Annotated in this window: 15 protein-coding genes; 12 read left to right on the forward strand and 3 right to left on the reverse strand. The window is 68.1% G+C overall.

The window, feature by feature from the left end:
* Window positions 1–14: 14 nt before the first annotated feature.
* Genes ACH442_RS39125 through ACH442_RS39140 form a run of 4 tightly spaced genes read left to right on the forward strand, consistent with a single transcriptional unit; the run spans window position 15 to window position 3,549 of the window.
* Window positions 15–530, forward strand: coding sequence for a flavin reductase family protein (locus ACH442_RS39125; protein WP_396343165.1), 516 nt, complete (start codon window positions 15–17; stop codon window positions 528–530).
* Between the two features lie 32 nt (window positions 531–562).
* Window positions 563–1,735, forward strand: coding sequence for an acyl-CoA dehydrogenase family protein (locus ACH442_RS39130; protein WP_396343166.1), 1,173 nt, complete (start codon window positions 563–565; stop codon window positions 1,733–1,735).
* A gap of 28 nt (window positions 1,736–1,763) precedes the next feature.
* Window positions 1,764–2,609: a fumarylacetoacetate hydrolase family protein gene (locus ACH442_RS39135; RefSeq protein ID WP_396343167.1), complete on the forward strand. Its 846-nt coding sequence runs from the start codon at window positions 1,764–1,766 to the stop codon at window positions 2,607–2,609.
* A 19-nt stretch (window positions 2,610–2,628) separates the two neighbouring features.
* Entirely contained in the window at window positions 2,629–3,549 is a 921-nt protein-coding gene (locus ACH442_RS39140) for a VOC family protein (RefSeq protein ID WP_396343169.1), read from the forward strand.
* 73 nt (window positions 3,550–3,622) lie between these two features.
* Here the strand turns inward: ACH442_RS39140 and ACH442_RS39145 are convergent, their stop codons facing one another.
* Window positions 3,623–4,462, reverse strand: coding sequence for a fumarylacetoacetate hydrolase family protein (locus ACH442_RS39145; RefSeq protein WP_396343170.1), 840 nt, complete (start codon window positions 4,460–4,462; stop codon window positions 3,623–3,625).
* A gap of 110 nt (window positions 4,463–4,572) precedes the next feature.
* Between ACH442_RS39145 and ACH442_RS39150 the strand changes: the two genes are divergently transcribed.
* Together ACH442_RS39150 and ACH442_RS39155 are read left to right on the forward strand one after the other, a co-directional pair.
* Window positions 4,573–5,067 (forward strand): VOC family protein, encoded by a 495-nt coding sequence (locus tag ACH442_RS39150; protein WP_396343171.1) that lies wholly within the window; start codon window positions 4,573–4,575, stop codon window positions 5,065–5,067.
* 37 nt (window positions 5,068–5,104) lie between these two features.
* Complete coding sequence (locus tag ACH442_RS39155) at window positions 5,105–5,911, forward strand: IclR family transcriptional regulator (RefSeq protein ID WP_396343172.1); 807 nt, start codon at window positions 5,105–5,107, stop codon at window positions 5,909–5,911.
* A gap of 39 nt (window positions 5,912–5,950) precedes the next feature.
* Here ACH442_RS39155 and ACH442_RS39160 read toward each other — a convergent pair whose 3' ends face one another.
* A complete protein-coding gene (locus tag ACH442_RS39160) occupies window positions 5,951–7,054 on the reverse strand; it encodes a diguanylate cyclase (protein ID WP_396343173.1) in 1,104 nt (367 codons plus the stop codon).
* A gap of 24 nt (window positions 7,055–7,078) precedes the next feature.
* Window positions 7,079–8,398, reverse strand: coding sequence for an NAD(P)/FAD-dependent oxidoreductase (locus tag ACH442_RS39165; protein ID WP_396343174.1), 1,320 nt, complete (start codon window positions 8,396–8,398; stop codon window positions 7,079–7,081).
* A gap of 24 nt (window positions 8,399–8,422) precedes the next feature.
* On the opposite strand from ACH442_RS39165, the gene ACH442_RS39170 reads away from it, so the two are divergent.
* From ACH442_RS39170 to ACH442_RS39195, 6 genes are all read left to right on the forward strand, one after another.
* Window positions 8,423–9,013, forward strand: coding sequence for a TetR/AcrR family transcriptional regulator (locus tag ACH442_RS39170; protein WP_396343175.1), 591 nt, complete (start codon window positions 8,423–8,425; stop codon window positions 9,011–9,013).
* A gap of 9 nt (window positions 9,014–9,022) precedes the next feature.
* Complete coding sequence (locus ACH442_RS39175) at window positions 9,023–9,577, forward strand: pyridoxamine 5'-phosphate oxidase family protein (RefSeq protein ID WP_396343176.1); 555 nt, start codon at window positions 9,023–9,025, stop codon at window positions 9,575–9,577.
* On the forward strand, window positions 9,578–9,901 hold the full coding sequence (locus ACH442_RS39180) for a 2Fe-2S iron-sulfur cluster-binding protein (RefSeq protein WP_396343177.1): 324 nt from the start codon (window positions 9,578–9,580) through the stop codon (window positions 9,899–9,901).
* Between the two features lie 26 nt (window positions 9,902–9,927).
* The gene (locus ACH442_RS39185) at window positions 9,928–10,299 is read left to right on the forward strand and encodes an antibiotic biosynthesis monooxygenase family protein (RefSeq protein ID WP_396343178.1); all 372 of its coding nucleotides are present in this window, start codon (window positions 9,928–9,930) and stop codon (window positions 10,297–10,299) included.
* A gap of 337 nt (window positions 10,300–10,636) precedes the next feature.
* Window positions 10,637–11,920: an MFS transporter gene (locus tag ACH442_RS39190; RefSeq protein ID WP_396343179.1), complete on the forward strand. Its 1,284-nt coding sequence runs from the start codon at window positions 10,637–10,639 to the stop codon at window positions 11,918–11,920.
* Window positions 11,921–11,969: 49 nt separating this feature from the next.
* Window positions 11,970–13,760, forward strand: a complete 1,791-nt coding sequence (locus ACH442_RS39195; protein ID WP_396343180.1) for a glycoside hydrolase family 3 protein — start codon at window positions 11,970–11,972, stop codon at window positions 13,758–13,760.
* Window positions 13,761–14,070: the final 310 nt, after the last annotated feature.

Below are 14,070 nucleotides of genomic sequence, written 5' to 3' on the forward strand. Positions count from 1 at the left end.
GCTCAGGGGTTTCCATGCTTGGTGAGCAGGAATTTCGCGACCTCATGGCCGGCGTCTGCGCGCCCGTCACGGTCGTCACAACCATCCAGGACGACAATCCGTACGGCGCAACGGTCAGCGCGTTCGCCTCGCTGTCGCTGCGCCCGGCGATGGTGTCGATCGCGCTGGACCGGCAGTCGAGTGTCCTGGCCCGTATCACTGCCAGTGGCCGTTTCGGCGTGAACGTTCTCGGCCACGCCCAAAGCGAGCTCGCGCTGGGCTTCGCCCGGCGCGCCCAGGATCGATTCGCCGGCGTCGCCTGGCAACTCGATCAGGGCCTTCCCCGGCTGCTGGGCGCACCGGGGTGGCTCGCCTGCGACGTGCAGCAAAGCGTCGAGGGCGGCGATCACATCCTGCTGCTCGGCGCGGTCACCCATGCCGATACCAGGCACGCCGCGCCGCTGGTCTACGGCCACCGCCGGTTCGGCACCCACTCGGCGTACCCCGCCGCTCGCACCGTGAGCGACCAGATCGCCGCCTGCGCCCGGTGACCACCCACTCGCCCGCCCGGAAAGGACCGACCATGACCACCCGAGAAGAGCTCGTCGCTCGCGCCGAGGCCCTGCAGCCGCTGTTGCGCGCCCACGCCGCGGCCACCGAGACGAACCGGCGCGTACCCGACGAGGTGATCGACGCGATCGCCGAGGCCGGGCTGTTCCAGCTCACCACACCACGACGCTACGGCGGTCTGCAGACCGAGCTGCGCACCGTACTGGACGTGTCGGCTGCCTTGGCCGAGGGGGACGGCTCCACCTCCTGGGTCGTCACTCTGGTCAACGTCTGCAACTGGCTCACCAGCCTGTTCCCCGGCAAGGCCCAGGACGACGTGTTCGGTGACAACCCCGGCGCCCGGGTGACCGGTGTACTCAGTCCCACCTCGACGGCCACCCGGACCGACGGAGGCTGGCGCGTCTCCGGACGCTGGTACTACAACTCCGGCTCGTGGCACTCCGACTGGGCGGTGCTGGGTGTGCCGCTGACCGACAACGACGGCGCGGTCGTCGATCAGGCGCTGGTGCTGGTGCCGCGCACCGACCTCACGCTCGAGGAGACCTGGTTCGTCGCCGGTATGAAGGGCACCGCTAGCAACTGCCTGATCGCCGAGGACGTCTTCGTGCCCGAGCACCGGGTGATGTCCGTACCCGCCGCGATCGAGGGTCGCTACCCCACCGAACACACCGACGAGGTCCTGAGCCGGGCCGCGTTCGTGCCGGTCCTGGCGCTCGTGCTGGCCGGCCCGCAGCTGGGCCTCGGCCGGGCCGCACTGAAGTTCGTCACCGAGAAGGCCGCCAAGAAACCGATTTCCTACACCTTCTACGAGAGCCAGGCCGACTCCGTCGCGGTGCAGCTGCAGATCGCCGACGCGGCCATGCGCATCGACACCGCGCACCTGCACGCCTGGCGGGCGGCCGCCGACATCGACGAGGCAGCCGCCCGCGGCGAGTATCCGGACGTGCTGCGCCGCGCACGGGTGCGCGCCGACACCGGCTGGGTGATCAGCAACGTGCTGCAGGCCATCGACACGCTCGTCTCCGTACACGGCGCGGCTACCTTCGCTGACGTCAACCCGTTGCAGCGAATCTGGCGGGACGCCAACACCGCCGGCCGGCACGCCGTCGCCGCGCCCACCGTCGCCGCCGAGGTGTACGGCAAGGCCCTGCTCGGCATCGACGAGAACATCACCCCCCTTGTCTGATCCACTATCTCTGCACCAGGAGTCACCTGTGCGTATCGCCAACCTCTCCGGCCGTCTGGTCCTGATCACCGACCAGGACACCGCCGTCGACGTCGAGCAGCTCAGCGAAGGCCGCTTCGCCGCTGACCCGCAGGCCGTCTATGCGCGGTGGGCCGAATTCCGGGCGTGGGCCTCGGCAATCACGCTGCCCGCCGGCGTGCCGTTCGCAGCAGCCGATCTCGGAGCTCCGGCGCCGGCTGCCCGCCAGATCCTGGCGATCGGGCTGAACTATCGCGATCATGCCGCCGAGTCCGGGTTCGCGGTGCCCGACGGCCTGCCTCCGGTGTTCACCAAGTTCGCCAGCTGCGTGACCGGCCCGGTCACCGACGTGCGGCTTCCCGACGGCGGACAGACCGACTGGGAGGTGGAACTGGTCATGGTCATCGGGACGTACGCGTATCAGGTCGCCGAGCAGGACGCCTGGGATCACGTGGCGGGGTTGACCGTCGGGCAGGACATCTCCGAGCGCCGCACCCAGCTCGCCGGCCCCGCACCACAGTTCAGCCTCGGCAAGTCCTACCCCGGGTTCGCGCCGACCGGCCCGTACCTGGTCACCCCGGACGCGTTCGCCGACCCCGGCGATCTGCAGCTGGGCTGTGCCATCAACGGCGAGGAGGTCCAGAAGGGCCGTACCTCGGACCTGCTGCTGTCCGTCCCGGTCCTGATCGCCCGGCTGTCAGCCGTCCTGCCCCTGTCGCCCGGGGACATCGTGTTCACCGGAACACCGGCCGGCGTCGGCCTCGGCCGCAAACCCCAGCGGTGGCTCACCGACGGCGACGAGCTGGTCTCGTACGTGACCGGTATCGGCGAGCTGCGCCAGCGCTTCCACAGCTGAGCACGAGGAGGCATCACTGATGGCATTGCATCGTCTGTCCTCGGTCACCATGGGAGTACCCAACCCCGGGGAGACAGCCGCCTACTACACCGACTTCGGACTTCAACCGCAGGACGACGGATGGTTCGCCACCCGCGACGGCGGCCGGCAGTTGCGTGTCGTGCCCGCGCCCACCCGCAGGCTCGTCGAGATCCGCGTCGGCGCCGACGACACCGACGACCTGGCCGCCGCCGCGGCCGGGCTGCACCGGATGGGAGTGTCCGCCGAACTCGACGGCGACGCCTTGACCGCGTACGAGCCGGCAACCGGGGTCCGCGCGGTCCTGCAGCCGGAGGCTCGCATCACGCAGCCGGTCACACCAGCCACCCCGTACAACGGCCCCGGCCGGGTGGAGCGTCACAACGTCCGCGCACCGGGGATCGTGCGCGACGAGCGGATCCAGCCCCGCAAACTCGGGCACGCGGTGCTGGGTACCACCAACTTCGCGGCGACCACAGCGTTCTTCCGCGACGGCCTGGGCTTCAAGGTCAGTGACCTGATGGGTGACGTCGGGGCCTTCCTGCGCTGCTCGGCCGATCATCACAACGTGCTGGTGCTCTCGGCCCCGGTGTCGTTCCTGCATCACACGTCATGGCAGGTCGACGACGTCGACGACGTGGGCCGCGGAGCGATGGCGATGCTGGAGGACCACCCCGAGCGTCACGTCTGGGGCCTGGGCCGCCACCATGCCGGTTCGAATTTCTTCTGGTACCTCAAGGATCCGGCCGGCAACTTCAGCGAGTACTACTCCGACATGGACTGCATCGTCGACGACCAGCTGTGGACCCCGGAGGTGCACGAGGGCGCCAAGGGCCTGTTCAGCTGGGGCCCGCCGCCGCCCCCGTCGTTCATCCGTCCCGAGGACCTCGCCGCGCTGATGACCGGATCACACAGCAACTGAACCCGATACCGACGCAGATCGGCGCCCGGCACGACATTGTGCCGGGCGCCGACGTGTGTGCCGACCCGTACGGTCAGGCGTCCTTCTCCGGCAGGCAGATGTTCGACGTCTCACCAAGTCCTTCGATGACCGTGCGCAGCGTCTGGCCCTGCTTCAGATAGACCTTCGGGTCGCGGCCGTCACCGACCCCGCCCGGTGTGCCGGTCAGGATGAGGTCGCCGGGCAGCAGCGTGATGATGTCGCTGACGTAAGAAACGATGTCGGCGATCCCGAACAGCAGGTCCGAGGTCCGCGAGCGCTGCATCACCTCGCCGTCGACCTCACAGCGGATCTCCAGATCCGGCTCGGCGTCGCCGAACTCGTCCGCGGTGACCAGCACCGGGCCGACCGGGGTGGTCGCCTCGAACGTCTTGCCGGCCAGGAACTCGCGGGTACGGCGCTGGTAGTCACGGATGGTGACGTCGTTGGCGACGGTGTAGCCGGCGACGTAGCCGAGCGCGTCGGCTTTGCCGATATGGCGGGCCGGCCGGCCGATCACGAAGCCGAGCTCGGCTTCCCAGTCGACCCGGTCGCTCACGGACGGGAGGGTGACGGCGTCGTATGCGCCGATCAGCGCCGCGTCGTACTTGGCGAACAGCGTCGGGTACTGCGGGGTGTCCCGGCCCATCTCCGCGATGTGGGTGGCGTAGTTCAGCCCCAGACAGATGATCTTGTTGGGGTGCGGTACCACCGGCGCATAGACCGCGTCGATGACCGCGAGCCGCTCTCCCGATTGCTGGGTGGCCTCCTGCTGCCACTGCGGTCCGGTGGCCAGCAACGCGCCGACGTCGGGGTTGGGGAGCAGGACGTACTCGTCGCCGTCGAGGCGTGCCGCTCGGGTCTCGCCCCGGACGCGAAGTGTGGCCAGTCGCATGGGTCGTGCACCTCTTCTGTCGTTGACCGTTGCCAAGCCACGATCGTACTATTGTTTTGCTATTCAGGATACGTGTCCTGAAAAACAGAACAGCAAGGAGAGGTGGAGTCATGGCGATCACCGGACTCGGCCACACCGGCCTCTGGGTCTACGACCTGCCGACGATGCGCGACTTCTACGAGCGGGTGATGGGCCTGACAGTCACCGACGAGGACGACGACCTGGGCATCGTCTTCTTCAGCGCACGCCCCGACGAGGAGCACCACGAGTTCGTGCTGCAGAAGGGCCGCACCTCCGCCATCGGCGAGAAGCAGCAGCACCAGATCTCCTGGCGGGTCGCCTCGCTCGACGACATCCGCGCCTTCCACCGCCTGTTCAAGCAGGAGAACATCGACGTCCAGCAGGAGGTGACCCACGGCAACGCCCTCGGCATCTACTTCTTCGACCCCGAGGGCAACCGCAACGAGGTGTATCTGCGCGTGGAGAAGGACGTCCGGCAGCCGTTCCGTAAGAGCATCGACTTCGGTCTGGAACCCGAGCAGATCTACGCCGAGGCCGACCGGCTGCTCGCCGACGGCGGATCGGCCTACCAGCCGGTCCAGTAAACGAAGGCGGACGCGCGGCGCCTGCTAACTTGCTCGCATGTCAGCATCGGCGCCGCGCGAGGCGGGGAACAACCAGGGATACCGGGTCCGGAACTCGACCGCGGACCGAGCCCTGGACATCCTGCTCCTGTTCGACGACGACCGCCTGGCGGTGTCGGCCAACGAGGTCGCCAAACACTTCGGCGTCGCTCGTTCCACCGCCTACCGATACCTCGAGTCACTGACCTCCAACGGCTTCCTGGAGGAGAACCAGGCCGGCAGCGGGTTCCGTCTCGGCCCCCGGGTGCTGGATCTGGCGCGGCTGGCCCGTAAAGGCGTCGGGCTCTCCGATCTGGCCAAGCCGATCATGCGCAGGCTGGTGGACCGCACCGGCGCGCCGGCGATTCTGACTCGGCGCGCCGGGTCAGCCGTGGTCTGCCTGGAACGCGAGGAAGCCGGACAGACACTTCGGCTGTCCTACGAGCGCGGCCAGGTACTGCCCGTCAACGCGGGAGCAGCGGCACTGGCACTGCTCGCCTGGGCCACCGACGACGAACTGAGCAGTCTGCTCGCGGACCCCCTGACCCGCTTCACCGACGCCACCTACACCGACGCCGACAAACTGCGGGCTCACCTCGCCGACATCCGCGAGCAGGGATACGCGGTCGGCCGGGGGGAACTGGATCCGGACGTCCTGGGCATCGGCGCGCCGATCCTCGGCGACGGAGGCCGGGTCGTCGCCGCCCTCAGCATCGCGGCACTCTCCCACCGAGTGCCGGACTCGGAGCTCGACCGTTACATCACCCCGGTCCGTGAGGCAGCTGATCAATTATCCGATCAGGTACGCCGGCTGGGCCTCTCCTGACGTCACCACCACAACTGCAGCTACATCCAGCCACAGCGCTCATCGCGGGTTAACCGGCTCCGGCCGGCCGGCCTGCGCCGGGTCCGCACCCTCGGCCCCGGCATCCGCAGCGACCTGGTTACGCCCGGCCGCCTTGGCGCGGTACAGCGCGGCGTCAGCAGCCCGGAACAGTGCCGCGAAGTCGATATCCGCTCCGTAGGCACAACTGACGCCGAACGAGGCGGTCACCGGCAGACCGCCAGGCTCTGCCTGCGCCACCGCGGCGCGTAGCCGTTCAGCGACTTCCACCGCCTCACCGGTGGGGACGCCGGGCAGGACGAGAATGAACTCCTCACCCCCGAACCGGCAGAGCAGGTCGGACGAGCGTGCGCCAAGCTCCAGCGTTGCGGCCGCGGCTCGAAGGACCGTGTCGCCGCGGTCGTGACCCCAGGTGTCGTTCACCCGTTTGAAGTGGTCGATGTCGCAGACCACCACGGACAGCGGCCACCGATGCTGCACGGCCTCACGCCGCAGATCGTCGAACCGGGTCGCGAGGGCGGCGCGACTGAGCAGTCCGGTCAGCGGGTCGATGGTGGCCGCAGCACGCTGGTCGCTTTCCGCCCGGCTCAGCACACCGGTGTAGTAGGCAGTGGTCACCACCGCCGCGAGCAGGCAGACGAGCACTGCCGCCGCCGGCGCGGGCGGCCGCGGCGGTGCCACCAGCACAGCGCCGGCCATCAGCACGCTGATCACGACGATGATCAACGCCCCGGCCCGGCGGTTGAACCGCGCATTGACACCCGGCCAGATGAAAACCGCCCACGGGACCAGCGGACTGCGCAGCCCCCCGGTCATGGCGATCGAGACGGCAAGCGAGCATCCCAAACCGAGAATGCCCGCCAGCAGCAACCACTCCGGCTGACGCACGCGCCGGATCAGCCACGGCATCGCAACGAACAACGGCACCGGGAAGATCAACGGCAATAACACCCAGGGCCCCAGCCACACCGCAGACACCACGAGCGACAAGGGAATCAGCACCTGGGCGATGTTGCCGAGAGCGCCCAGCCGCGCGTCGAGCTCGAAAAGCCGTGACCGTTCCACCGGCCGCGGGCACAACCACGACGGCATGAACACGCCAGCGGAAGCCCGGTCCGAACTCACGTTACATTTATCGTCCTGGGCTGCTCATTTCTGAGCCGGTGCCACCTGAGTGGCCGCCGTGCTGATGTCGCGCATCGCCACCGAGGGATCAGCAAGCAGAGCCGGCGCAACCGTACGGCCCGCGCCGATGAGTTGGCGGCCCACCGCGAACTCGCGAGGCGCGTTGACCGCCTCCACGGCCTGGACGACCCCGTGGCGCAGATAGAAGACGGCGAACGGCGCTTTCGCGGGATCACCTCTCACGACCACCTCGTCGAAGTCGTACGGCAGCCCGGCCAGCTGCAGCTTGAGGTCGTACTGATCGGACCAGAACCACGGCACCTCATCCGGCGGTAGCGGCGACCCGCACACCGCGGCGGCCACCCGGCGCGCCTGCTCGTTCGCGTTCTGCACGCTCTCCAGCCGCCGCACGCCACCGCCATACGGCACGGGACGCCGAGCACAATCGCCGATAGCGAAGATCCGCGGGTCGCTGGTCCTGCCGGACGCGTCGCAGATGACACCGTCCGCGCAGTCCAAACCGGCGTCCTGAGCAAGTTCGACGTTCGCGACGCCACCCGCGGCGATCAGAACGACATCGCCGTCGAGCACCCCGCCATCGCTGAGGTGAACCCGGCGGACCTGTCCGTCAGCAGAACCCTGCAGATGGGTCACCGCCGCGCTGAACAGCACCTCGACGCCGTGCGACCGGTGATAGTCGGCAAGGAAACCGGCGAGCGCCTCGCCCGCGACCCTCGGCAGCAGTCGATCCTGCTGCTCCGCCACGGTGACCTGCGCGCCCAGGCCGGACGCCGCGGCAGCGACCTCCAGTCCGAGGTAGCCGCCACCGATAACGATGATCCTGACCCCTGGGACAAGGGCCGCCTTGAGGCGATCGGCATCTCGCGCATCGCGCAGCACCAGCACGCCGTCGAGGTCGGCGCCCGGCAGCGGTAGCCGGCGAGGCCGGGAACCGGTCGCGAGGATCAGATGGTCGTAGGGATGCTCTTGGCCATCCGCGAGGGTCACGGCCCTGCGCGCCCGGTCGATCCCCACGACCATCGAGCCGAGCCGCAGGTCGATGCCCTGCTCACGGTAGAACCGTCCGGGCCGCAGCTGCAGGGCTTGCGCGTCGGCCGCCCCGGCGAGCCAAGCCTTGGACAGCGGGGGCCGGTGGTAGGGCGCGTACGGTTCCTGACCCAGCAAGGTGATTGACCCCGAATATCCGGCCGACCGCAGTTCAGCCGCCGCCGCACCACCGCCGTGTCCGGCACCGACGATGACCACACCTGGATTCTGCATACCGAAACGGTACCGTACACATTCTGACCGAAAGCAATGCTCAACTCCTTGCAACCTCGTCACAAAATCAGTACGGTTCCGTTCACAATGATTGAGAGCACACCGCCGGGCGGCCGCGCCGCCGCCCGCATCGCCGCCATCGTCAACGCCGTGCTGGACCTCCTGCGCGAAGTCGGGTACGACGACTTGACCATCGATGCGGTCGCCGCTCGCGCCGGCGCCAGCAAAGCGACCATCTATCGGCGCTGGCCCGACAAGCGCTCGCTGGTCTGTGACGCGCTGGTCGCCCGGTCCCGGGAGGTGGCGCTGCCCAGCGACGCCGGGTCGCTGCGTGAGGACTTGATACGGCTGGTCGCGCTGATGGCGGGCCTGGCCGAGATGGAACAGGTTCCCGCGTTCGCCAGCCTGCTGGCGGCCGCACAACGCGATCCGGTGATCGCCGAGACGCTCTGGGGTGTCGCCCTCGAGCCGCGCCGTCAGGAGTGCCGCGACGTCGTGCACCGCGCTATCGGCCGGGGCGAGCTGCACGACCCGGCGCTGGCCGGGCGACTGTTCGACCTGATCATCGGCGAAGCCCTGGTGTGCTACCTGATCCACCACCAGCACTTCGACACCCCCGCGCAGACGGATTTCGTCGACGCCGTGCTGCTACCGACCCTGACCAATCCCCGCCCCTGAAGGAGAGCCATGCCCCCCGTTCTGCCCGACGCCAGCCAGGTCGAGAAGGCCATCACCGACCTGCTGCGCGAGGAGGAGATCGGCTCCATCGCGACCGTCTCCGCCGACGGCACCCCGTCGGCCGCCACCATGCACTTCGCCTCGGACGGTCTGGCCGTCTACTGCCACACGTTCACCTACACCCGCAAGTACGCGGCGCTGAAGAACAACCCGAACATCGCCTACGCCCTGGCGCACACACCCGCGGAGGGCTTCCACGGGCGCATGAAGGTCCGTTCGGTCCAGGTCACCGGCCGGGCCACGTTCCTGACCGAACAGGCCGACATCGAGCACGCCATCGACGTCAGCCGCGAGCAATTCTCCTGGCTGCAGGACTCGAACATGTACGACAACTTCAAACGTGAGGGCGTCGCGTTGCGGCAGATCTTCTTCCGCATCGACCCGGTCAGCGCGTTGTGGGCCGACAACCGTGTCCACATGCTCTATCGCACGCTGGTCACCTTCACCCCGGACGGCAAGAACGTCGCCTCGCTGGCCCCGTACGACACCAAGGCGGCGGCCTGAGTGAGTGTCGAAGTCACCTTCATCGAGGCCGACGGCCGGAAGATCACCGGGCCGGCCACCCCCGGGCAGTCGCTGATGCGCGCCGCGCAGGAACTCGGTGTCGCGGGAATCCTCGCCGAATGCGGCGGAATGTGCGCCTGCTCGACCTGCCACTGCTACATCGGCGCCGAGTGGTCCGCGAAGCTCGATCCGCCCGATGACATGGAAGACGGCATGCTCGAACTCGCCTACGACCGCACCGACGAAAGCCGGCTGAGCTGCCAGATCACCGTGGTTCCCGAACTGGACGGCCTCGTGGCCCGGCTCCCCGAACGACAGGCCTGACAACTGATCGAAAGGACGCCCACGCCATGATCGAACTCAAGGACACCGACCCGTCCATACCGTTCTTCGCACAGCTGGAAAGCCCCGACGACGGACCCGTCACCCTCATCAACACCTTCGTCGCCCCTGACGGAGGCATCGATGCCGTGATCGACGTCTGGCAGAAGGACTCGATCGTCATGCGCCAGCAGCCCGGCTTCATCTCCGCCCAGCTCTACCGGGGCACCGCCAGCAGCCGGGTACTGACCAACATTGCCGTCTGGGAGTCCACCTCAGCGCTGCGCGCAGCCTTCTTCAACCCGCAATTCCAAGAACTGCTGCCGCTGTACCCGGACGGGTCGACCTCCGCCCCCGTCCTCGTCCGCAAGCAGGCAGTCCCCGGCATCTGCATCGGCTGAGGACTGCATCGACAGGTGACGCCGGCCGCAGCGGTCCCCCCGGCCGGCGTCACCACCAACACACCGCGAACCTGCTCGACCTCGCGTCGTAGCGCCCCGGATCACCTCCCGCATCGGCGATAGCTGCCAGCGCGTCCGCCGAGCGGTGCACGCAGATGAGCCGCCATGCCGCCCCGGCTTCGTCGCCGGGAAATCGTCGGCTCCTTCGCAGGGCCTCACGGCTTCGCGCCGGTGAACAGCCGTGCCCGGAACCGGCCCACGACTCATCAACTCCGCTCACGCATCCCGCCCGGGCAGACCTGCGTCCTCCCAGGTCGCCACGCCGAAGGGAATGGTCATGCTCCGACCACCGTCCTCCCTGTCCGCTGTCCCCGAAGCCTCCCCGCCCGGCTACGTCCGCCGGCTCGCCGCCGCCCAATTCGGCATCTACATGGCCATCATCGCCCCGGTCACCGGCGGCCTCTCAGTCAAGATCCAGCACCTCGTCGGCGCCGACGCCACCCCCGCGCGCCTCGGCCTGGTCACCGGGGCCGGCGCCGCCGTCGCGATGATCTGCCAGCCGCTGGCCGGCCGGCTGTCGGACCGCTGCACCTCAACCGCCGGTATGCGCCGGCCGTTCATCGTCGGTGGCCTCACCGCCGCCACTGCCGGGCTCGTCGCGTGCGGCCTGGCACCGAACGTCACCGCTCTACTGATCGCCTGGTGCATCGCTCAGGCCGGAGCCAACTTCGCCATGGCAGGCACCGGTGCGACCATCGCCGACCAGGTACCCGACGCCAGACGCGGCAGCGTGTCCGGGATCGTCGGCTCGGTCACCTCGCTCGGCATCACCGTCGGCGCCGTGCTGCTGTTCGTACTACCCACCGACCTGCTGCGCTTCGCCGTACCGGCCATCCTGGGACTACTTCTCGGGCTGTGGTTCGCTCTGCGCCTGCGCGACCGGACCCGAGAGCATCCCGCGGCGCAGCCACTGAACGTGCGGCAGCTGATGCTGTCGTTCGTCTTCAACCCGCGCAAACACCCCGACTTCGAGTGGGCCTGGCTGAGCAAATTCTTCATCGCGCTCGGCTTCGGCGCACTGCCCAGTTACCTCACCTTGTTCCTCGCCGCGGACTTCGGCGTCGCCGACACCGACGAACAGCTGCGGTTCAACGCCATCGCCAACGTGATCGGACTCGTGGCCCTGGTGCTGTTCAGCGTCGTGGGCGGCTACCTGTCCGATCGGATCGGCCGGCGTAAACCCTTCATCATCGGCGCCGGGTTCATCATGGGCGGCGCCCTGGCCGGCATCGCGCTCACGCCCGCGCTGGGCGCGGCCGGCATGCCCGCCATCCTGGTCCTGCAAGTGGTCCTGAGCCTGGGCGCGGGCATGTTCTTCGCCGTCGACCAGGCGCTGTGCCTGCACCTTCTGCCGGACAAGGACGACGCCGCCAAGGATCTCGGCGTACTCAACATCGCCAACACCCTGCCGCAGTCACTCTCCCCTTTCTTGGCCGGCGTGGTGTTCATCCCTGTCGGCAACGCGCTCTTCGACGCCGGCTATCCACTGCTGTTCCTGGCCAGTGCCGTCTTCTGCGCCATCGCGGCGCTGGCGATCACCCGGATCAAGAACTCGGCCTGACGTACTACCCACCCTCTGCCCTCGACGCCCGGCTCAGGAAGGCACCACTATGAATGCCCGTTTCCCGTACGAGGACCCCGCCCTGCCGGTCGAGCAGCGCGTCGACGACCTGCTGACCCGGATGTCGCTGCAGGACAAGGCGGGACTGCTGTTCCAGCAGTTCGTGAAGATCGACGATTTCGACGCTCCCGGCATGTTCGGTTCGGCGTCCATCCGCGAGCTGCTCTCCCAGGGGCTCACCCACTTCAACATCCTGTTCGCCCCGAGCGCCCGGCAGATCGCGCAGTGGCACAACGCGCTGCAGGACGAGGCTCGCAAACACCCGCTCGGTATCCCGGTCACCGTCGCCTCGGACCCGCGGCACCACTTCACCGACAATCCCGCCACCGCGATGATGGCCGGACCCTTCACTCAGTTCCCCGAGCCGCTCGGCCTGGCCGCGCTGCGCGATGAGGATCTCGTCGAACGCTTCGGCCGCCTGGTCCGCCGTGAATACCGGGCAGTCGGGATCCGGGCGGCCCTGCACCCGCAGATCGACCTCGCCACCGAACCGCGCTGGGCCCGGCAGAGCACCACCTTCGGCGAGGACGCCGAGTTGACCGCCCGGCTCGGTGTCGCCTACATCAAAGGTCTGCAAGGCGATCAGGTCGGGCCGGAGTCGGTCTCGGTGATGGCCAAACACTTCCCCGGCGGCGGACCGCAGAAGGACGGCGAGGATCCCCATTTCTCGTACGGACGTGAGCAGGTCTATCCCGGTGGCTACTTCGACCTTCATCTGAAGCCGTTCACGGCAGCCATCGCCGCGGGCGTCGCACAGCTCATGCCTTACTACGGCATGCCGATCGGTCTGGACGGAGTCGAAGAGGTCGGCTTCGGCTTCAACAAGGACATGATCACCGGCCTGCTACGCGAGCAGCTCGGCTTCGACGGCATCGTCTGCACCGACTGGGGCATCCTGTCCAACACCTGCTGGGGCGTCGAGCACCTCACCTACGAGCAACGCATGCTCAAAGCCCTGGACGCGGGCGTGGACCAGTTCGGCGGCGAACACCGCGCCGATGTCCTCATCTCCCTCGTGCGGACAGGCCAGGTCAGCCAGGACCGGATCGACGTCTCGGCGCGCCGGCTGTTGAGGGACAAATTCCGGCTCGGCCTCTTCGATGAGCGCCACGTCGACACCGAACGGGCCGACATCATCGTCGGCACCACTGCGGCACGGGCCGAGGGCATCACCACCCAAGCCGCCGCGCACACCCTGCTCACCAACGCCGCGACCGGTCCAGCACGACTACCCCTGCGCACCGGCCTGAAGGTCTACGCCGAAGGGCTGTCCGCAGAATCCCTCGTCGGCCGGGCAACCCTGGTCGCCACACCGAACGAGGCGGACGTCGCCGTTCTTCGGTTGCAAGCACCTTGGGAACAACGCGGCGACGGGACATCCTTCGAGTCGTTCTTCCACGCCGGATCGCTGGCGTTCCCGGCCGCCGAGATCGAACGCATCACCCAAATCAGCCGGACGGTTCCCACCGTCATCGACATCTACCTGGACCGGCCCGCCATCCTCACCGAACTCGCCGGTTCAGCCGCAGCCGTACTCGCCAATTTCGGCGCCTGCGAGGAAGCCGTCGTCCGAACCCTGTTCGGTGACGTGCCGCCGCAGGGCATGCTTCCCTTCGACCTGCCGTCCTCCATGACAGCCGTCGAAGCCAGTCGTCCGGACGCGCCGTTCGACACCGCCGATCCGCTGTTCGCGTTCGGCCACGGCCTGCGTTACGACGCCGGGATGCCGCAGCCCATCCCCGTGGCTACAGCCGCCGAGCTGAACGAGACGGGCGCATGACCCGCTGAGCCACACGTGCAGCACGCCTGATTTTGACTCCTGCCACACACCTCAGAGTGTTGCTTTTATCAGGAACGCAGTCTTGGGGGAAAGAACTCTTGCATCGTCTGAGCTCCGTTCCCAGCACCGCCGCGAGGAAATACATCATGACGATTCCAGTCGGCAACCGCGCACCTCGACCTGTTCGCCGCCGAAGTAGTCGCCGACCCGTACCCCTAGCTGTGATATCCGGGGACGTTGGTCGAGGAAGTGTGACCACTCGATCTGAGGATTGTTGATCCATCTCGCGAACAGGTGAAGGCCTCCAGCA

The organism is Actinoplanes sp. NPDC020271 (genome assembly GCF_044388125.1).
Lineage (GTDB): Bacteria > Actinomycetota > Actinomycetes > Mycobacteriales > Micromonosporaceae > Actinoplanes.